The 19,534-nt window shown below is 67.7% G+C and carries 19 protein-coding genes; 10 read left to right on the forward strand and 9 right to left on the reverse strand.

Features of this window, described 5'->3' with window-relative positions; translation table 11 throughout:
* From OHB24_RS23140 to OHB24_RS23150, 3 genes are read right to left on the reverse strand one after another with little or no spacing between them, the layout of a single operon-like run.
* A complete protein-coding gene (locus tag OHB24_RS23140; RefSeq protein ID WP_327632898.1) occupies positions 1-837 on the reverse strand; it encodes an ABC transporter substrate-binding protein in 837 nt (278 codons plus the stop codon).
* Between the two features lie 52 nt (positions 838-889).
* Positions 890-2,887, reverse strand: coding sequence for an ArnT family glycosyltransferase (locus OHB24_RS23145; protein WP_327632899.1), 1,998 nt, complete (start codon positions 2,885-2,887; stop codon positions 890-892).
* Positions 2,884-4,101 (reverse strand): bifunctional glycosyltransferase family 2/GtrA family protein, encoded by a 1,218-nt coding sequence (locus OHB24_RS23150; RefSeq protein ID WP_327632900.1) that lies wholly within the window; start codon positions 4,099-4,101, stop codon positions 2,884-2,886. The genes OHB24_RS23145 and OHB24_RS23150 overlap by 4 nt, the downstream gene beginning before the upstream one ends.
* A gap of 85 nt (positions 4,102-4,186) precedes the next feature.
* On the opposite strand from OHB24_RS23150, the gene OHB24_RS23155 reads away from it, so the two are divergent.
* Both OHB24_RS23155 and OHB24_RS23160 read left to right on the forward strand, forming a co-directional pair.
* Positions 4,187-4,855 carry a response regulator transcription factor gene (locus tag OHB24_RS23155; protein ID WP_327632901.1) on the forward strand — a complete coding sequence of 223 codons (669 nt, stop codon included), beginning with the start codon at positions 4,187-4,189 and terminating at the stop codon, positions 4,853-4,855.
* Positions 4,840-6,000, forward strand: a complete 1,161-nt coding sequence (locus tag OHB24_RS23160) for a sensor histidine kinase (protein WP_327632902.1) — start codon at positions 4,840-4,842, stop codon at positions 5,998-6,000. Before OHB24_RS23155 ends, OHB24_RS23160 begins: the two co-directional genes overlap by 16 nt.
* Here the strand turns inward: OHB24_RS23160 and OHB24_RS23165 are convergent.
* The 3 genes from OHB24_RS23165 to OHB24_RS23175 all read right to left on the reverse strand — a co-directional run bounded on the left by OHB24_RS23165 (position 5,951) and on the right by OHB24_RS23175 (position 8,236).
* Complete coding sequence (locus OHB24_RS23165) at positions 5,951-6,388, reverse strand: hypothetical protein (RefSeq protein ID WP_327632903.1); 438 nt, start codon at positions 6,386-6,388, stop codon at positions 5,951-5,953. The genes OHB24_RS23160 and OHB24_RS23165 overlap by 50 nt on opposite strands.
* A 79-nt stretch (positions 6,389-6,467) precedes the next feature.
* Positions 6,468-7,478 (reverse strand): Gfo/Idh/MocA family protein, encoded by a 1,011-nt coding sequence (locus tag OHB24_RS23170; protein WP_327632904.1) that lies wholly within the window; start codon positions 7,476-7,478, stop codon positions 6,468-6,470.
* Positions 7,478-8,236 carry an SDR family NAD(P)-dependent oxidoreductase gene (locus tag OHB24_RS23175; RefSeq protein WP_327632905.1) on the reverse strand — a complete coding sequence of 253 codons (759 nt, stop codon included), beginning with the start codon at positions 8,234-8,236 and terminating at the stop codon, positions 7,478-7,480. The genes OHB24_RS23170 and OHB24_RS23175 overlap by 1 nt, the downstream gene beginning before the upstream one ends.
* A 94-nt stretch (positions 8,237-8,330) precedes the next feature.
* Between OHB24_RS23175 and OHB24_RS23180 the strand changes: the two genes are divergently transcribed.
* Both OHB24_RS23180 and OHB24_RS23185 read left to right on the forward strand, forming a co-directional pair.
* Positions 8,331-9,134 (forward strand): maleylpyruvate isomerase N-terminal domain-containing protein, encoded by an 804-nt coding sequence (locus tag OHB24_RS23180; RefSeq protein WP_327632906.1) that lies wholly within the window; start codon positions 8,331-8,333, stop codon positions 9,132-9,134.
* 29 nt (positions 9,135-9,163) lie between these two features.
* A complete protein-coding gene (locus OHB24_RS23185; RefSeq protein ID WP_327632907.1) occupies positions 9,164-9,859 on the forward strand; it encodes an N-acetylmannosamine-6-phosphate 2-epimerase in 696 nt (231 codons plus the stop codon).
* A gap of 590 nt (positions 9,860-10,449) precedes the next feature.
* On the opposite strand, the gene OHB24_RS23190 is transcribed toward OHB24_RS23185, so the two are convergent.
* Together OHB24_RS23190 and OHB24_RS23195 are read right to left on the reverse strand one after the other, a co-directional pair.
* Complete coding sequence (locus OHB24_RS23190; RefSeq protein ID WP_327632908.1) at positions 10,450-11,436, reverse strand: NAD-dependent epimerase/dehydratase family protein; 987 nt, start codon at positions 11,434-11,436, stop codon at positions 10,450-10,452.
* An 86-nt stretch (positions 11,437-11,522) separates the two neighbouring features.
* Entirely contained in the window at positions 11,523-12,263 is a 741-nt protein-coding gene (locus OHB24_RS23195) for a FadR/GntR family transcriptional regulator (RefSeq protein ID WP_327632909.1), read from the reverse strand.
* A gap of 56 nt (positions 12,264-12,319) precedes the next feature.
* On the opposite strand from OHB24_RS23195, the gene OHB24_RS23200 reads away from it, so the two are divergent.
* Genes OHB24_RS23200 through OHB24_RS23225 form a run of 6 tightly spaced genes read left to right on the forward strand, consistent with a single transcriptional unit; the run spans position 12,320 to position 18,422 of the window.
* Complete coding sequence (locus OHB24_RS23200; protein ID WP_327632910.1) at positions 12,320-13,573, forward strand: lyase family protein; 1,254 nt, start codon at positions 12,320-12,322, stop codon at positions 13,571-13,573.
* Between the two features lie 20 nt (positions 13,574-13,593).
* Positions 13,594-14,664 (forward strand): ABC transporter substrate-binding protein, encoded by a 1,071-nt coding sequence (locus OHB24_RS23205; protein ID WP_327632911.1) that lies wholly within the window; start codon positions 13,594-13,596, stop codon positions 14,662-14,664.
* Complete coding sequence (locus tag OHB24_RS23210; RefSeq protein WP_327632912.1) at positions 14,661-15,527, forward strand: amino acid ABC transporter permease; 867 nt, start codon at positions 14,661-14,663, stop codon at positions 15,525-15,527. Before OHB24_RS23205 ends, OHB24_RS23210 begins: the two co-directional genes overlap by 4 nt.
* A complete protein-coding gene (locus tag OHB24_RS23215; protein ID WP_327632913.1) occupies positions 15,524-16,291 on the forward strand; it encodes an amino acid ABC transporter ATP-binding protein in 768 nt (255 codons plus the stop codon). The genes OHB24_RS23210 and OHB24_RS23215 overlap by 4 nt, the downstream gene beginning before the upstream one ends.
* Complete coding sequence (gene solA, locus OHB24_RS23220) at positions 16,288-17,433, forward strand: N-methyl-L-tryptophan oxidase (RefSeq protein WP_327632914.1); 1,146 nt, start codon at positions 16,288-16,290, stop codon at positions 17,431-17,433. Before OHB24_RS23215 ends, solA begins: the two co-directional genes overlap by 4 nt.
* Positions 17,430-18,422 carry an aldo/keto reductase gene (locus tag OHB24_RS23225; RefSeq protein ID WP_327632915.1) on the forward strand — a complete coding sequence of 331 codons (993 nt, stop codon included), beginning with the start codon at positions 17,430-17,432 and terminating at the stop codon, positions 18,420-18,422. The genes solA and OHB24_RS23225 overlap by 4 nt, the downstream gene beginning before the upstream one ends.
* On the opposite strand, the gene OHB24_RS23230 is transcribed toward OHB24_RS23225, so the two are convergent.
* Positions 18,410-19,525 carry an aminotransferase class I/II-fold pyridoxal phosphate-dependent enzyme gene (locus OHB24_RS23230; RefSeq protein WP_327632916.1) on the reverse strand — a complete coding sequence of 372 codons (1,116 nt, stop codon included), beginning with the start codon at positions 19,523-19,525 and terminating at the stop codon, positions 18,410-18,412. The two genes, OHB24_RS23225 and OHB24_RS23230, sit on opposite strands and share 13 nt — an antisense overlap.
* Positions 19,526-19,534 lie beyond the last annotated feature (9 nt).

Consider the following 19,534-nt stretch of genomic DNA (forward strand, 5'->3'; position numbering starts at 1 on the left):
CTAGTGGTGTTCGGCGAGGGTGGTGACGAACGCTGCGGCGGCGGTGAACGTCAGCGGTGGTTCGGGATTCCAGGCGAGCACCTTGCCGGTGCGGACGCCGGGAACCTCGGACCACCCGGGGATGTCGGCCAGGCGATCGGCGCCCAGTGAGTTCGGGCGCTGGTCGTACAGCACGAGGTCGGCGGGGTGGGTGGTGGCGAGCTCGGTCCACTTCACCACCTCCCAGCCGCCTGCGGTGGTGGTCGGCGTGAAGTGGACACCTGCGTCGGCGAGGAGGCGGAGGCTCGGCCAGTAGGCCGGGTTCGCCACGTAGGCGTCGGTATCGGTGCCGCCCGACAGCGCAACCACCTGCAGGCCTTGAGCGAGTTTGTTGCCGAGGGCGGCGATCGCCGACGTGAGGACGGCTTCGGAGTCCGGGAGGTCGTCCGCGGTCAGTGCTTGTGCCAGTTCGTGGAAGCGGCCGATGACGGATTGGAGAGTGCGGTCGCCGGCGATGCCGATCAGCAGACTCGGCGCGAGGCCTTCGAGTTGGTCGGCGATCGACGGCGTGACGCCGTACGTCTCGCCTGCGTAGGTGACACCGACCACCAGGTCGGGACGCAGGGACTTGACCAGGTCGAGGTCGATGCCGTCACCGGAGCCTACGCAGGGCAGGTCCAGCCCTGCGTCGGATCCGCTCTCGGCGTGGTGCTTCGAGCCGAAGTACCCCACGACCGGTACGCCGAGCTGCTGCAACGTTTGTGCAGCCTGAGCGTACGCAAGCACCCGCGCCGGGCGACCCGCCAGCGCTAGGTGCTGCTGCCGATCATCGTCGAACGACCAACTACTGGACTCCATGCCGGAACATCCCTCCCGTCGAGTTGACACACAGAGACCATCATCAGTCGTCTCACCGCTGACCGCACCGATACAGCGTGTCAGGGGCACCGCCGAGGATGGTTGGACGGCCCGCGGCCGCGGCGGGTGGCTTGCTGCCGTAGGCCGCGGGGGCGACCACGGTGCAGTGTTGCTCGATCCAGGCTTGGCGCTTCTGCTGGACGGCTGCTCGGTTGCCCGGCATCGGTTGCGACTGCCGGCCGGGGGCGGCGCTGAGGATGTAGCGGAGGGCGCCGTCGTTCACCCATTGCTGGAGCTGGTCGGTGGAGGGTACGTCGTCCTGGCCGCCGAAGCCGCCCATGCCGATGACCGTGGCGTCGGTCTCCATGATGAAAGGAGCGACGGCACCGGATGCACCGTTCACTGCCAGCGCGATGTCAGCACCGTCGCCGTTGCGCTGGGCATACTCCAGAATCCGCCGCTGCTCATCGGTCAGCTTCGTCTCCCCAGACCCGCCACCAACAATCACCATCTGCCCCGGCCCATCGCCTGGCCGACCCGTTGGCGCGGGGCCAGTGGGTGGGGCGACGGGGAGACCGCCGGCCAGGGCGGGTCCGGCGGCGGGGGTGTTGCCGTTGGGATTGACCGTGGCGGCGGCGACCGACCAGACACCTGGGGTGAGAAGGAGCGCGACCAGGGCGACCGCCAGCGCGGGGCGGCCGATCGAGGTACGTCGTACAGGCGAGAGCCGCCCAACAATCAGGCCGACGATCGCGGCGGCTGAGATGACGACAACGGCCCAACGGCACCAGCCGTACCATCTGGTGTCGCGGGAGACCAGCACAAACGCCCAAGCCGCGGTGATCGCGATCCCGACCGGCAGCAACGCCCAACCAGCCGACCCGCGGTACCAGCGCCACAACACCCTCACACCAGCCGCACAGATCGCAGCGACCGCCGGCGCCATCGCGGTCGTGTAGTACGGGTGCATGATCCCCTTGGCGAAGCTGAACACCAGCGCGGTGATCAGCAACCACCCACCCCACAGAACCCAGCCGGCCCGCCCGGCAGGGTCCGCAACTGCCCTGTGACGGACCCCGGCCACCGATACAACAGCCAGCACGAACAACGCCAACGGCAACAACCAGGAGATCTGCCCGCCGACCACGTCATTGAACATCCGGAACAACCCAGGATCCCCGCCGAACGACCCAGCCTTCGTCTCGCCGTTCGGAGAACCGATGACCATCCCGCCGCCCTGATCCCCGCCGAAGATCCGGCCGAAACCGTTGTACCCGACGATCAGATCCCAAGCGGAACCATCAGCACTGCCACCGACGTACGGCTTGCTCCCCGGCCACCAGTCATGCAGCGCAACCCACCAGAACGACGACACCACCAGCACACCGCCCGCACCGAGCAGGTCAAGGATCCGCCGCTTCATCGGCCCCGTGGTCCCGACCAGGAACGCGAGAGCGATCGCCGGTACGACGATCCACGCCTGCAGCATCTTTGTCAGGAACCCGCAGCCGACGAAGAACGCACACCACAGCAACCACGTCGTACGGCGACGGTCCGACGCGGCCTGCACCGACCGCGTGACGGCGTACGCCGCACCGACCAGGAGCAGAACGAGCAACGTGTCCGGGTTGTTGTCGCGATTGATGACGACCGTGACGGGGGTGAGCGCGAAGATCAGCGCTGCGAGCAGGGCGACGTTCTCACCGGCCCACAGACGCACCGTGCGATGCAGCAGGAACACCGCTGCGACCCCTTCGATCACCTGGGGCAGCAGCAGCGACCAGCCGTGGAACCCGAAGATCAGTACGGAGACCACCTGCGGCCACAGAGCCATCGGCGGTTTGTCGACGGTGATCACGCCGTACGGATCGAACGACCCGAAGAGGAAGCTGGAGAAGCTGTCGGTCATCGACTTGACCGCGGCCGAGTAGTACGTGTTGCCCAGTTGCCCACCGCCGATCTCCCAGAGGTAGAGCAATCCGGCGAGCAGGCAGATCGCCACCAGTGCCCAGATCCGCCACCGGTTCCTTGCCGCCAGCAACGCCGTCATCGTATGTCCTTTCCTGGCTGGAAGATCCAGCGCCGAAGTAGCAGAAATCTCCCGGCAGTTCCGAGCCCCGACGAGACGAGCAGCACGGTCAGCTCCAGCAGCCGGGAGGGATCGGAGGTGCATGCGTGCAGCAGGAGGAGCGCACCGGAGGTGAACAGGTAGTAGAGGGCGAACACGACCAGGCCTTGACCGTGGACGCGGATCCGGCCGGTCGGGGTCTGTGGACCGGCGAAGGTGAATCGCCGATTGGCTTCGGTGTTGAGCAGCGTGGTGATCACCAGCGCGCCGAGATTCGCGGCCAGCAGCGGCCACCAGTGCCTGAGTAGCGCATAGAGCGCCAGGTTGGCCACGGTCGAGAACACGCCCACGATCGCGAACGACACGAGCTGCCACGCGAGCCCGCCTTCGCGTCGCCCGAGTACGGCGTCGGGGTGTGCGGCTTGCGGCTCTGGGCGCCGGGGGAGACCCGATACGCGCGCCTGTCCGGACGCCTTGGACCGCGCCATCCGGAGCAGTCCTCGTACGTCGTCCCAGGCGGTGCCGATCACGTCGACCCGGCTGTCGGTGTCCTCGACCCAGTCCACCGGGACCTCGTGAACCCGCAGACCGTTGTGCTCGGCAAGCAACAACAGCTCGGTATCGAAGAACCACGCATCGTCCTCGACGTGGTCGAGCAAGGGCCGGACGACGTCAGTGCGGGCGGCCTTGAAGCCGCACTGCGCGTCGGAGAACCGGGCACCGTGCATCAGCCGGATCAGTTGGTTGTAGGCGCGCGAGACGAACTCCCGCTTCGGACCGCGCACCGTCCGCGCACCCGGCGCCAGCCGCGAGCCGATCGACAGATCCGAGTGCCCGTTGACGAGCGGCGCGACCAACGGCAGCAGAGCATCGAGCCCGGTGGACAGATCCACATCCATGTAGACGACGACGTCCGCGTCGCTCGCGCCCCAGGCCTGGCGCAACGCCAGCCCGCGCCCCTTGCGCTCCAGATGCACCACCCGAACCCGCTCGTAGTCCGCCGCGAGCAAGCGCGCAACGTCCAACGTGCCGTCGGTACTGGCGTTGTCCACCACGGTGATCGTGGACCGGAAAGGGAAGCTCGCGGTCAGGAACTCGTCCAGCACCCGCAAGCACCCGGGCAGCGATCGTTCTTCGTTGAAAACGGGCACGACGACGTCGACAGTCGCGGTCTTCGCCGGAGCATCCGTGGTCATGGGAGATGTCTACCGAGCGGAACCGATGGGTGACCGATGGTCGTTCCATAACAAATCCATAGGTCCGGGCTGGGATGATGATCGGGTGCGGATATTGCTGGTCGAGGATGAGCAACCGTTGGCGAAGTACGTCGCGACCGGGTTACGCAAACACGGCTACGCGGTCGACATCGCGTTCGACGGCCGGACCGCACTCGACAAGTGCGAGGTCACGCCGTACGACGTCGTAGTCCTGGACCGGGATCTCCCGGTGCTGCACGGGGACGCGGTGTGCCGGCAACTGGCCGAGACGGGTACCTCCCGGATCTTGATGCTCACCGCATCGGGCGCGGTCGAGGACCGGGTCGACGGGCTCGCTCTGGGCGCGGACGACTACCTGGGCAAGCCCTTCGCGTTCTCCGAGCTGATCGCCCGCGTCGGGGCGCTGTCCCGGCGCAGCACACCCGCCCGGCCTCCGGTACTGCGAGCCGGTGACGTGTCGCTCGACCCAGCCCGGCGTACGGCGGAACGCGCCGGCCGGCCGCTCTACCTGACGCCCAAGGAATTCGGGGTGCTGGAGCAACTACTGGCCGCCGGCGGCGATGTGGTCAGCGCCGAGACCCTGCTGGACAAGGTCTGGGACGAGCACGCCGATCCGTTCACGAACGCCGTCCGGATCGCGATCGGCACGCTGCGCCGCAAACTCGGCGATCCACCGCTGATCGAGACTGTCACCAGCGCCGGCTACCGGATCAGCGCATGCGTCTCCACCTGACCGCCCGGGCCCGGCTGACGGTCCTGTACACCGGCATGGTTCTTGCCGCCGGCATCGTTCTCACCGCGCTGACCTACGTGCTGATGCACCGGGCGCTGGGCAAGCGGCTCGCGGTCGTGATCGTCGGCGGGGACGGCAACCCGGGACCACTCCCGCCGCTGCCGGACGACTTCGAGCAGGTCGGCAAACAACTGCAGCACACGACCTTGTCCGAGTTCCTGACCCAGGCCTCGATCGCGCTGACGGTGGTCATCGTGCTGGCCGCCGTACTGGGCTGGCTGGTCGCCGGACGCGTCCTGCGACCGATCCGGAGCATCTCGGCCACCGCTCGGCGGCTGTCTCTGGAGAACCTCTCCGAACGGGTGCCGGTGACGACGCCCGCCGACGAGCTCACCACCCTGGCCGGCACCATCAACGGGATGCTGGACCGCATCCAGCAAGGCATCGCAGAGCGCGATCTGGTGCTGCACAGCCAGCGCATGTTCACCGCGAACGCGGCGCACGAGCTCCGTACGCCGCTGACCACGATGCGCACCGCCATCGACGTGACACTCGACGGCAGGCCCGACGCCGACGAACTGCTCACCATGACGCGTGACATCAAGGCCGCGGTCGAGCACAGTCAGCGCACTCTCGACGGACTGCTCGAACTGTCCCGCAGCCAAGCCGGATCCGGTCCGAGGCACCTCGTCGACCTCGCCGATGTCGTGACGACCATCCTTGAGACAGCAGCGGCCCGCGATCTCACGGTGCACACCGAGCTGCTGCCTGCGCCGATCACCGGCGTACCCGTCCTGATCGAACGGATGGTCGGCAATCTGGTCGATAATGCGATCGCCTACAACCACCCAGACGGCCGGATCGACATCACCACCGGCCGAGAAGACGGCCTAGCGGTACTGCGCATCGGGAACAGCGGCACTGTGGTCACCCCGGACCAGGCGCGCCGCCTGCTCGAACCGTTCGTCCGTGGCGACGGCGCCCGGCTTCATACCGATGCAGGCGCCGGACTCGGCCTGTCCATCGTGCACGCGATCGTCACCGCGCACGACGGCGAGATCTCCACCGCTGCTCGCCCGGCCGGCGGCCTGGACATCACTCTCCGCTTCCCAGCAGAGGACCGAACCTCTGCTCGACTGCGTTGAGCGTCTGCTCCACTGTCTGACCATCGACCACGATGACGTGTGCGTCGGTCCCCTCGAGCTGACCGCGGACCAGCTCCCAACCCCAGACCAGACCTCTGTGATCGCCGCCTGGATTCCTGCCTTCCAGTCGTACGAGCTGCTCGTCCTTGGAAGGCATCAGCCACACCGCATTCTCGCCAACCCCAGCCATCGCGGGAGTGACAAAGGCGCCGTCGACAACAACCGACGTCTCGAGGGGCAGAACATCCTCCATGATCATCGGCCGACGATCGAAGTCCCCCGGCCCGGTCCCGAGGACATGAAGCCCCGCCGCAGCCGCCCGTTCCTCGTGATCGAAAGCATGCGCATCCACGCTGTACCACTGAAACCCGTACTTCCGCGCCAGCAACCGACTAACCGTCGTCTTACCCGCACCAGCGGGCCCACCCACCCAAAAGATCATATAAATCAAGTCTACCCAGGGCGTCCTAGGCGGTCGGAGCGGTCAGTTGGATGGTCTGGCCGGTGGTGATGGAGTGTTCGATTGCGCAGATGATTTGGGTGACGAGTACGCCGTGGTCGATGTCGGGTCCGAGGTCGCCGCCGTCGACGAGGCCGGCCGCGAAGTCCTGCACCATCCACACGGCAGGGCCGACCTGTGAACGCCCGATCCGGCCGGAGACCGGCCACGCCGACCGGTATTTGTCGCTCACCACCGTGAGGCCCTGATGCGACAGATCCGCGGTCACCGACCCCTCGGTGCCGATCACCTGGAACCGGAAGTCGACGATTCCATCGCCGGCGTCCGGGAGCGTCCACGCCGAGGAGAGCGTCGCGGTCGATCCGTCGTCGAAGGTGACCAGCGCGTGCACCACATCCCACGTGTCGATGCCTCGCTGAGCGAGGACACCACGAGACCCGACCGCGCTGACCGACACGGGCTTGCGGCCGGTGAGCCAGAGGACAAGGTCGAGGGTGTGCGGCATGAGGAACCAGGCCGGCGACGACTGAGCCGCCCACGACAGCATGGTCGTCGGCACGAAGAAGGAGTTGCTCAGGGTGGCCGATGCCGTGATCGGCTCGCCGAGGCTCGCCATCGCTGCCTTGGCTTGTACGACGTGCGGATTCCACCGGTTCTCGAAGCCGACGAGGCATCGAACGCCCGCGCGGTGAACCGCCGCAGCGATCGCATGGGCGTCGTCGAGGGTGGTGGCGACCGGCTTCTCGATCAGCAGGTGCTTACCGGCTTCGGCCACGTCGACGGCGATCTGGCGGTGGGCGAAGTCGGGGGTCGCCACGATCACGGCGTCCGGATCGAAGGCCTCGAGCAACTCGGGATGCGATGCCCTGACGGGCAGACCCGTGGCGGCCCTGGCCCCCTCGGCCACCTTGGCCGAGGGCTCCGCGAAGCCGACGACAGTGATGTCCGGCTGTCCCTTGAGAGCCTCGGCGAACAGCCTTCCGCGCAACCCGGCGCCGACAATTCCTATGGTGACCATCAGAACAGTGTGAAGCCGCCGTCGACCTTGACGACAGAGCCGGTCATGAAACTGGACGCCTCGCTCGCCAGGAAGATTGCCACCGGCCCCAGTTCCGGCGGCAAACCGTAGCGCTTCATGGCGGCGGGATCGACACACCACTGCTTGAACTCCGGCTGGTCGACAGGCGACATCTCCGTGAGGAAGTACCCCGGCGCCATCGCGTTCACCCGGATCCCGTGCGGCGCCCACTCGGCCGCCAGCGCCTTGGTCATTTGATGGACCGCTGCCTTGGACGACAGGTACGACGCCTGCCAGCGGGGCTGGTTGACGATCTCGGCCGACATCGAACCTACGTTGACGATGGTGCCTCCGCCCCGCTGCGCCATCCGGCGACCGACCGCACGACTGCAGTACCAGACGCCGTCGACGTTGACCGAGAACACCTCATGCCATGCCTCGTCGGGCGTCTCGAAGGCTCTGCCGGCGACGCCGATACCGGCGTTGTTGAGCAACACGTCGATCTCGCCGAACTCGGTACTCACCTGCTCGACCGCACGTTCGACGTCCTCCACATCGGACACCTCGAGCTGCACGCCGTACGCGCGGATGCCGAGCTCGCGCAGTTCGTTCGCTGCGGCTTCGGCCGATGCGAGCGTGCGCGCCGTCACCGCCACCGCCGCACCCGCGTCGCCGAGCGCTTCGGCCATCGCACGCCCAAGCCCGCGGCTACCGCCGGTAACCAGAGCAACCTTGCCCTCGAGAGAGAACTTCTGCATCGCGTTCATGGCGTCCTTTCGACGGGGTGGTGCGTTAGCCGGAAGGTATCAAGTGCATGGAAATATTGAGCAGACCGGAACGGGAGGAGCGTAGGTGAGTCACGACGTACAGCTGACTGAGACTTGTGCGGCGCTTGGCGAGGTTGTTCCTCGGTTGGTCGGGCTTGTACGGGGGATTGCGGACGCTGGCGTCGTCTCGGTCGGTGCGTGGACGGTGGGTGATGTTGCGGCGCATCTGTCGCATGCGTTTCGTTTCGACCTCGACGCGGTCGCCGGACGGCCGGTGCCGGATGCCGTCGTCACGACCGCGGGGATGGCTGAGCTCAACGCGAAGTTGTTGGCCGAGGACGGGGAGCGGGATCCGGCAGTGCTTGCGGATCGCATCGGCGCGCTGGCGGCTGAGTTCGACGGTGTCGCGTCGCGTTCGCGGGCGACCTCGGTCGACTGGTTGCAAGGTGCGAGCCTGCCGCCGTCAGTGGTGGCTTGTCATCTGCTGGAAGAGTGCCTGATGCACGGCTATGACATCGCGAGAGCCACCGGGCGCCCGTGGGCGATCGACCGTCATCACGCTCTGCTCGCGATCGAGGGCGGCGTACTGCCACTGGTCGAAGCCCTGCCTACTGCCTTCGTGAAGCCGGGAGGTTTCCGAGGGCGCTTCGAAGTGCGGCTGCGCGGCGGCCGGCGGATGGTGATGGACTTCGATCGTGGCCGGTTGCGGATCGACGCGGCAGGTGCCGGTGACGTCGACGCCTGCATCTCGACCGATCCGGTGGCGCTCATGCTGCTGTTCATCGGCCGGTACGGCGTCCCGAAGCTGATCCTCGACGGCGACCTCGCCGCCTGGGGCCGCCGCCCGTGGAAGCTCGCCGGCATGCTCGCCGCGATCTCTCCTCCGTAACATGAACTTGTGATGAGGAGGATGAGCGGATGATCGACTCGCGACTCGCCTCGATCAAGGGTCGGCTCGTTGTGTCGTGCCAGGCCTACCCCGGTGAGCCGATGCGGTCCCCGGCCATCATGGCTGCCGTCGCACAATCGGTCGTCGCAGGTGGAGCGCACGGTGTTCGGGCGCAGGGCATCGAGGACCTGGAGGCCATTCGCCCACTGGTCGACGTCTGCCTGATCGGATTGGTCAAACGCGGAGCCGGCGATGTCTTCATCACGCCCACCGTCGCGGATGCGCTGGACTGTGTCACCGCCGGCGCGGACATCGTCGCCGTCGACGGCACTCGCCGCGACCGGCCCGACGGACAACCCCTGGCTGCGACCGTAGCCGCTGTCCACGCCGCAGGCGCCCTGGTGATGGCCGACTGCGGCAGTCTCGACGACGCCCTCTACAGCGTCGCAGCGGGCGCCAACTGTGTCGGAACCACGCTGGCTGGCTACACCGGAGAGCGCCCGGTCACCCGTGGCCCCGACCTCGACCTACTCACCGAACTCGTCGCGCAGCTGAGCGTCCCAGTCATCGCCGAAGGCCGCATCCGCAACCCCGACGAAGCCCAGGCCTGCTTCAACGCCGGCGCGTACGCCGTCGTCGTCGGAACCGCAATCACCCACCCCACCCGCATCACCCAAACCTTCACAGAACAACTGACCCACCGCACTCCGCAGCAGGAGGACTGAACGGCTCTCCCGTCCGATGCGTGGACGGCGACCAGCCCAATCCGAGATCCCACGACAGGCCCTCGTGACCCGGAACCCGGTATTACCTATCCCCAGTCCCCACCGCCTGTCCCCAGTCCCCACCGTCGCCCCGCCGGTCGGCGACCGCCCGTCGGCGCCGGCCCCAGCCAGTCGCCCCGCCGGTCGGCCACCCGTCCAGAAGACGAGGGGTTCTCCCCTCGGGTTGGGGGTTCTCTGCTGGTAGACGAGGGGAGAACCCTGCACGCGAGGGGATAACCCCGGCTGTGCTGGGAGCGCTTGGGGTGGCCGCGGAGGGGCTGGGGCGGGGTGGTTCGGGTGGCGCGCGGAGCGCGGGTCTTGGCCGGGTCGTGGCGATTGGTTGGTCACTGGGACGTCGAGTCGTGGATCGAGGTTGGGGTTGGCCGCCGAAATCCACGACTCGAGGAAACGCGGGTGACTGCGGCGCGGCGGTCGAGAGGGCGCCGGATCGGTCCAGCCCACCCACACGTGCAGGACAAGAGCCGACTAAACCCACCGCACCAGTCGGCCCGCGCGGGTCTGGCCCCCCGCTGGGGCGGCAGGTTGGGCGTTCAGTTGGTGTAGCGGGTTATGAGGGTGTTCATGGCTTCGTTGATGTCGGGGTCGATGCGGCGGCGCGTCTCGTCTTCGTCGTACCAGGCGATGATTTCGCGGGCGCCGGATTCGAAGGGGATGGTGGCGACGAAGTCTGGGACGACTCGGCGGAGTTTGGTGGTGTCGAAGACGGCTGAGTGGGTCTTGTCGCCGAGGAGACCGGCACCCCACGCCGGATGGACCGCGGCAATGGCGTCCGACGGGACGTGGACGATCTGTGCCGACGTACCGGCCGCACTGGCCAGCGTGTGAGCGATCTGGTCCCAGGTGAGGACGTCGTCGGAGGTGATCTGGAAGGCCTCGCCGAGGGTGCGCGGGTGACCGAGCAGGGGGACCAGCCCGCGAGCGAAGTCCCGGTGGTGGGTCAGGGTCCACAGAGAAGTGCCATCGCCGTGGACCACGACGGGCTGGCCGCGGCGCATGCGTTCGACGATCGTCCAGCCGCCGTCGAACGGGACGAGGGTGCGGTCGTAGGTATGCGAGGGCCGCACGACCGTGACCGGATAACCCTCGTCGCGATACAGAGAGGTGAGGAGATCTTCGCAGGCGATCTTGTTGCGTGAGTACTGCCAGAACGGGTTGCGCAAAGGTGTCGACTCGGTGATCGGCAGCCGGGCCGGTGGTGTCTGGTACGCCGATGCGGAGCTGATGAAGACGTACTGGCCGACCCGTCCGCGCAGCGCGTCGGTGCGAGCGCGCACCTGATCAGGGGTGAACGCCAACCAGTCGACCACAACGTCGAAGTCCTGGCCGGCAACTTCGGCGAACGCGGATGCGTCGTTGATATCGGCGGTGAGAACCCGCGCCTCCGGAGGCAGCGGGCGAGTCGAGGTCTTGCCTCGGTTGACGACCGTGAGGTCGAGCCCCGCTTCAACCGCTCGCCACGAGCTGGCCGAACTGATGATCCCGGTACCGCCGAGAAAGAGCACACGCAAGCCAGACATTCAGACAACTCCTCGAGGTCGCAGCGCGTTCATGACATGAGCAAGCCCGACGTCCAGGGTAGGCCGCGCCGTCGCTGCCCGCGTCGTCAACGAGGACCAGGCTGGCTGATGCCCTCCTCGTCGTGCAGGCCGGTGAGCATTTCGTCGCGGAAGTGGATCAGGTGGCGGCGCCAGACGTCGGCGGCTTCGTCGGGGTTTCCCTGGGTGACGGCCCGGATGAGTTGGCGGACCTCGTCGACATGGCCCTCGCGGATGACCTCGGGGCGGAGGGCCGAGGAGCGGAGCTCTCTCCAGCGGGCGGACTCGGTGTGCCGGAGGGCTTCCTCGAGGGCGGTTTCCAGGACGGGATTGCGGGCGGCGCGGGCCACCGCGCGATGGACCGGCAGGTCGCTGCGGTAATGACCGGTCTCGGCGAACTCCTTCTCCACTTCGGCGCCGGCTTCCTGGAGCGCCGCCATGTCGTTCGGGTACCGCTTCTCCGCCGCGAGCCGGGCGAGTTCGGGCTCGATCACCAGTCGAGCCTCGAACACCTGGATCGGAGTGACCTCGGCACCCCAGTTCGCCACATGCGCGGGGGAGGCGATCACGACCGTGCCATGGCCTTGCCGGGACCGCACCAGGCCGGCCAGTTCCAGCCCGGCGAGCGCTTCGCGCAGGGTCGGTCTGCTCACGCCGAGGAGCCTGGCGAGTTCGCGTTCGGCGGGGAGGCGGTCGTAGCGCTGGATCTGGCCGTCGCGGATCGCTGCCACCACTTGGTCCGCGACCTGGGCGGGTGCGCTCCGGGGCGTGGCCACCGGGGCGAACGGGCTCTCATCGGACGGGTTCACCCCAAAAGTCTAGAACAGGTTGACAGGTGGTCAGGCCAATCGCCATAGTCCTGTCCATGAATTGGTCTGACCACCTGGCGAATCTGAACGGCGGTGAGATCTTGTACGGCGCTCAGACCGCACAGGCCCTCACCAACTTCCCGCTGGCCGGGCCGCGGCTGTCCGAGCGGCCCGAGCTGGTCAAGGCCGTCGCGGCGGTGAAGATCGCCGCCGCCCGGGCCAACGTCGCGCTCGGTGAGCTCGACGAGACCCGCGGTCGTGCGATCGTCGCGGCAGGCGAGGAGATCCGGGCCGGTCGCCATCTCGGCCAGTTCGTGCTGCCGGTGGTCCAGGGCGGAGGCGGTACGTCGACCAACATGAACGTGAACGAGGTCCTCGCGGCCCGCGCATCCCAGCTGTCGGGCCTCGTGGTACACCCCAACGACCACGTGAACCGCGGTCAGTCGACCAACGACGTGATGCCGACGGCGATCGCAATCGCCGTCATCCCGTTGATCGACCAGGCACTGGTGAGCCTGCGCCGAGTCGCGGAATCCCTGGAGAACAAGGCTATCGAGTACGACGACCTGGTCCATCTCGGTCGTACCTGCCTGCAGGACGCCGTGCCGATCCCGGTCGCCGACTTTCATCGCGGTCAGGTGGCGAGTATCGGCCCGGCGATGGATGCCCTCGTCGCAGCTGCTTCCGAGCTGTACGCCGTACCGCTCGGTGGGACCGCTGTCGGGACCGGACTCGGCGCCGCGCCTGGTTTCGCCGAGGCCGCGTTGGAGGAGCTGGCGGCGATCACCGGCCTCGCGCTCACCGCTGCGCCGAGTCCGTCGTACTCGCTGGCCTCGCTCGAACCACTGACCGCGGTCACCGAGGCCGCGGGCCGGGCCGGGCGGGTGCTGGCGCGGATCGCGCGGGACCTGCGGTTGCTGGCGTCCGGTCCGGTCGGCGGGATCGGGGAGGTCGAGCTGCCCGCGGTGCAGGCCGGCAGCTCGATCATGCCGGGCAAGGTGAACCCGGTGATCCCCGAGCTGGTGATGCAGGTGTCGTTCCTGCTGAACGGCGCGACCGCGGCGGCGCGGAGTGCGACCGAGGTCGGCGAGTTGGAGGTCTCGGCGATGGCCCCGGTCGTCACGCTCGGCGTGCTGGACGGACTCACCAACCTTCAGAGGGTGTCGGAGGTCTTCGCCGAACGCTGCATCGCCGGCCTGCGCTGGCGTGAGGACAGGGTCGCCCGCAACCTGGCCGGCTCCCTCGAGCCCGCCGTACTGACTGCCACGACCGACGGCTACGAATCCGCGGCGCGGAGCGTACATCGGTAAGGAATCGACAAGGAGATGTCATGACGCATCGATCGCAGGGCTTCTGGGGGTGCCTGCTCGCAGGCTTGCTGTTGACGACTGCCGCCGCGTGCGCGGATCCCACTACCGTGTCCGATGCGGCCTCCACTCCCGGCTCGACCGGGTCGAGCACAGCGTCGACCGCCGCGACGGTGCCTGCCACCAAGGCCGATCCGGCGGTCGAGGCACTGGTGCCGGCGGCCCTGAAGCAGAAGGGCACGCTGGTTCTCGCGACCAATGCGCCGTACCCGCCGCTGGAGTACTTCAAGGAGGACAACAAGACCCTGATCGGGTACGACATCGATCTGGGCAATGCGATCGGCGCCGCGATGGGGCTGAAGGTGGAGTGGAAGAACATCTCGTTCGACTCGATCATCCCGGGCTTGCAGGCCGGTAAGTACGACGGCGGGATCGCCGGGTTCAGCATCGAGCACGAGCGGCTCGGCACGGTCGACTTCGTCTCGTACTACCTGTCCGGCGGCGGGTTCCTGATCAAGAAGGGCAGCGGGATCAAGGTCGGGTCCTTCGCCGACCTGTGCGGATACCGGGTCGCGGTGCAGAAGGGCGTCAGCCAGGTCGATGCGCTCGTCGACGCGAGCAAGGACTGTGTTGCCGAGGGCAAGAAGGCGATCACGATCAACCAGATCCCGGACCAGAACGTCGTCGTCCTCAATCTCGCCTCCGGCCGGGCGGACGTGGTCGTCGGCGACAAACCCCAGGTCGAGTACGCCGCCGGCCACGCCGAGGGGCTGTGTGTCGTCAGCACCTACCAGACGGGGCACAGTATCGCGGGTATCGCCGTACCCAAGGGCAAGAAGGACGTGACGGCTGCGTTGCAGGCGGCGATCAACCATCTGATCGAGAACGGTGACTACGCGCAGATCTCGAAGGTCTGGAACACCGGCGTCGCGGTCGAGGGCGCCACCTTGTCGGACCAGTACCAGAAGGTCAGCGAGCCGTGGGGCGTCGGGCCGGACGGCACGGTGAAGAAGTCGCTGGTCTTCACCGATCCGGCCGCGATCCCACCCGGGCACACGTACTACTACCAGCCGATCCGTGAAGGCTGCGCATGACGACCGAGGTCCAGGACACCCCGCGCACCGGTGAGCTGGAGATTCGCGCGATCCCGCCGAAGCATCCGTGGCGGTGGGCTGCCGCGGGCGTCGTCGTCCTGCTCGCCGCGATGCTGGTCTACTCGATGCTGACCAACCCGCGCTACCAGTGGGATGTCGTCTTCTCGTGGTTGCTCGCGCGGACGATCCTGCGCGGCCTGCTGCTGACGCTGGCACTGACCGCGGTCTCGATGCTGACCGGCATCCTGCTCGGCGTCGTCTTCGCGGTGATGCGGGGGTCCCCGAACCGGCTGCTGTCCGGCGCCGCCGGCGTCTACATCTGGTTCTTCCGCGGTACGCCGCTACTCGTCCAGCTGGTGTTCTGGTTCAACCTGAGTGCGCTGTATCCACGGATCGTGGTCGGTGTCCCGTTCGGTGGGCCGGAGCTGACCGCGCTGAACGCGAACGCGCTGATCTCGCCGATGACCGCCGCGTTCCTCGGGCTCGCGCTGAACGAGGCGGCGTACATGGCCGAGATCGTCCGGGCCGGCATCGTCTCGGTGCCGGCCGGTCAGCTCCAGGCGGCCAGCGCGCTCGGGTTCACCCGGATGACGACGATGCGCAGGATCGTGCTGCCGCAGGCGATGCGGGTGATCATCCCACCGACCGGGAACCAGACCATCTCGATGCTGAAGACCAGTTCGCTGGTCAGTGTGCTGGCGATCCCGGAGTTGCTGTACAGCGCGCAGATCGTCTACGCGCGGACGTTCCAGACCATACCGCTGCTGATCGTGGTGAGCATCTGGTACCTGGCGCTGACCTCGGTGCTGACCGTTGCCCAGGGCAAGATCGAACGCCGGTTCTCAGCAGGAGACGACAGATGACCAAGCCGTTGCTACAGGCCCAGCGGGTCTACAAGAACTATGGTGCGAACGAAGTACTGAAAGGTATCGACCTCGACGTCATGCCGGGCACGGTGGTCTGCATCCTGGGGCCGTCCGGTTCCGGGAAGAGCACGTTCCTGCGCTGTATCAACCATCTCGAGCGGATCCGGTCCGGCCGGATCTCGATCGACGGCGACCTGATCGGCTACCGGCAGGACGGCGACAAGCTGCACGAGCTGGACGAGAAGGCGATCAGCAAGCAGCGGGCCGAGGTCGGGATGGTGTTCCAGGACTTCAACCTGTTCGCGCACTACACCGCCGCCGAGAACGTGATGGCCGGGCCGGTGCTGGTCCGCGGCGAGGACCGTACGTCGGCGCGCGCCAAGGCCGTCGAGCTCCTGACCCGGGTCGGTCTCGCCGACAAGGTCGATGCGTATCCCCGGCAACTGTCCGGTGGCCAGCAGCAACGAGTCGCGATCGCGCGAGCGCTGGCGATGCGGCCGAAGCTGATGCTGTTCGACGAACCGACGTCGGCGCTCGACCCGGAGCTCGTCGGCGAGGTGCTCGACGTGATGCGGGCACTGGCCGCCGAAGGGCAGACGATGATCGTGGTCACCCACGAGGTCGGGTTCGCCCGTGAGGTCGCCGATGTCGTCGTGTTCATGGATCAGGGCGTGATCCTCGAGCAGGGCCCGCCGACCGACGTACTGAACAATCCTTCCAATCCACGCACGCAGTCTTTCCTCTCGAAGGTGCTGATATGACTTCGTACGACGTCGCCGTTCTCGGACTCGGAGCGATGGGGGCTACCGCCGCTTGGCGTGCCGCCGCGCGCGGTGCTTCGGTGATCGGCTTCGAGCAGTTCACCCCGGCGCACGCGCGCGGATCGTCGCACGGCGGGTCGCGGATCTTCCGCAAGACGGTGTTCGAAGGCATCGACTATGTGCCGCTCGTCAACCGGGCGGAGACGCTCTGGGCGCAGCTCGAGCGGGACAGCGGCGCGACGGTGTTCTACCGGTCGGGTGGGCTGTGCGTCGGCGCCGCTGATGGCGAGCTGGTGCGTGACGCGGTGCGGTGTGCGGAGGAAGGTGCCGTCGAGATCGAGTTGCTCGATGCCGATGCGCTGGCCGGCCGGTATCCGCAGTTCGCGGTCGCACCGGGCGACGTGGGTGTGTTCGAACCGGGTGCGGGCGCCCTCGATCCGGAAGGGTGCATCCGAGCAGCGCTTGGCCTGGCGAAGGCCGCGGGGGCCGAGTTGCGGTTCGAGACTCAGGTCACCGGGTTGCAGTACGACGATGCCGGCGTACGGATCTCTGTCGGGGCGGAGACGATCTCCGCGCGGCGGGCGATCGTTGCCACCGGCGCCTGGTTCACCGACCTGGTGCCGGAGCTGGGGCTGCCGTTGCAGATCCAGCGGTCGCCACTCGTGTGGTTCACCGGCGCGGACCGGGCGGCGTACGGTCCGGATCGGTTCCCGACGTTCATCTGGGAGAGCGGAGACCTCAACGGGTGGGGGATACCGGACGTGGACGGGCGCGGAGTCAAGGTGGGTGTGGGGTCGGGGGCGGCGTACAAGCCGTTGCTGGGGCATGCCTCGGAGAACAGCTATCCGATCGGGCCGGTCGACACGGACCCCGTCGAGGCGTTCGTACGGCGTGCCTTTCCCGGGCTCGACCCGGTCGCGGCGGCGGCGACGCCGTGTATGAACTCGAAGTCGCCGGACCGGGACTTCGTGATCGGGATTCCCGCGGCGGCCCCGTCGCTGGTGCTGGCGGGCGGGTTCTCGGGGCACGGGTTCAAGCACTCGGCCGCCGTCGGTGACATCACCGTCGACCTCGCGATGGAGGGTGCCTCGGACATCGCGCTGGATCGCTTCTCGCCGAACCGGTTCGGAGCGACGGCGTGAGCACGCTGGGGCGCGCCGGCGTACGGGTGAGCCCGATCGCGCTGGGGACGATGAACTTCGGCCCGGTGACACCGGAGGACGAGGCGCACACGATTCTCGACGCGGCGACCGACGCCGGCGTGAACCTGATCGACACCGCCGACGTGTACGGCGCGGACGCGAACCGGACCATCGCCGACGACTCCGCGGAGAAGGGGCTGACCGAGCGGATCATCGGCAACTGGCTGGCGAAACGCCCGGGTCGACGGGACCAGATCGTCCTTGTTTCCAAGGCTTACGGGCGGATGGGTCCCGGTGCGAACGACCTGCACCTGTCGTCGGTCCACCTCCGGCGGGCCTGCGACGCGTCGTTGCGCCGGCTCCGGACCGACCATCTCGACGTCTTCATGCTGCATCACGTGGACCGCTCGACCAGCTGGGACGAGGTCTGGGAGACCCTGAGTGATCTGCGGCAGGCCGGGAAGATCCGCTACGCGGGCACCAGCAATTTCGCGGCCTGGCAACTGGTGCAGGGCCAGGAGGCCGCCGCTCGCCGCGACCTGCTCGGCATCGTCGTCGAGGAGAGCATCTACAACTTGATGGAACGCACCGTCGAGCTCGAAGTGCTGCCTGCGTGTACGTCGTACGGGATCGGCGTCATGCCCTACTCGCCTCTGAACTCGGGTTTGCTGGCCGGCATCCTGTCGAAGTCCGACAAGGCTGCCCGCAGCGCCAGCTCCCGCGCGACCAGCAACTTGGTCACCCACCGGGCGCAGCTCGAACGCTACGAGAAACTCTGCATTGACCTCGGCCATCCGCCCGCGGTCGTAGCCCAGGCCTGGCTCTGCCACCAGCCCGCTGTCGTAGCGCCGGTTGTTGGCGCCCGCACGGTCCAGCATCTCCAGGACGGCATCGCCGCCGCCGAGCTGACCCTGCCCCAGGAGGTCCTCGCCGCTCTCGACGAGATCTTCCCGGGACCAGGCGCCGCGCCCGAGGCCTACGCCTGGTAGTTCCGCAGGACCTTGGTGATGCTGCTGAGCGCCGCGTCAAGGTAGTTGGGTTCCAGCCCGTGAGTGATGCGGAGGTGGGACTCGATACCGAAGTGTTCGCCTGCTCCGACCAGAACACTGCCTTCGGTGCGCAGAGCGTCGGCGACCTCGGCGCTCGTCATCGGGAGGTCGTAGCGGACGAAGGCTAGCGCGGTCGACTCCGGTGGAACGACGGACAGCAGACCGTTGCTGTCGGCAACCCATTTCGACAGGCGGTCGTAGCCGTCCCGGATCAGCGCGCGATTGCGCGTGAGGAGGCGGTCGCGGGTCTCCAGGGCGACCTCGGCGAGGTGCATGGAGAGCATGCTGGTCGCGATCGTGGCGTACTCGTGGCGACGCCAGGTCGCCTCGACCATCGCGGGCGGTGCGACCAGCCACCCGAGCCGCAACCCGGGCAGACCGAACGCCTTGGACAGGCTTCCGACGCAAACGAGCTTGTCGTAGCCGCCCCACAGACTCGGCGTGATCTCGTCGGTCAGCCGCTCGGTTCCGCGGTAGACCTCGTCGGCCAGGATCCATGCACCGACCCGCTCGGCGACCGCCACGACGGCCTCGAGTTCGGCAGCGGTCAGGATCGTGCCGACGGGATTGTTCGGGTTGGTGATCGCGATCAGCTTGGTGTCCGGACGTACGACGCTCTCGAGCGCTGCGAGATCCGGGCGCCACCCGTTGTCGGGGTCCAGCGGGAATGCGTCGACCTCGGCCCCCGCGTTCAGCGCGAGGCCCCGCACTTGCCGGTACCCAGGCTCCATCACCACCACGTGATCGCCGGCGGACACCAGGCTGGCGATGGTGATCGCGTTGGCCTCGGCCGCGCCGACGGTGACCAGGACGTTCGCGGGATCGGCGCCGTGCCACTCGGCGATCAACGTGCGCAGTGGATCGGTCCCACCGACCGGCGGGTAGTGCAGGTCGATCGCGAGCAATCGCCGTACAGCTTCGGGATCGTCGCCGAGCAGCTCACCGAGCGCGACCGGGTGGCAGCCGCTGTCGGCGAGGTTGTAGGCGACCGAGTGCTCGTACCGTGACTGCCACTCTTCAAGTGCGAACGGAGTGAAGGACATCGAAGACCT

The sequence above is a fragment of the Kribbella sp. NBC_00482 genome (assembly GCF_036013725.1).
Classification (GTDB): Bacteria; Actinomycetota; Actinomycetes; order Propionibacteriales; family Kribbellaceae; genus Kribbella.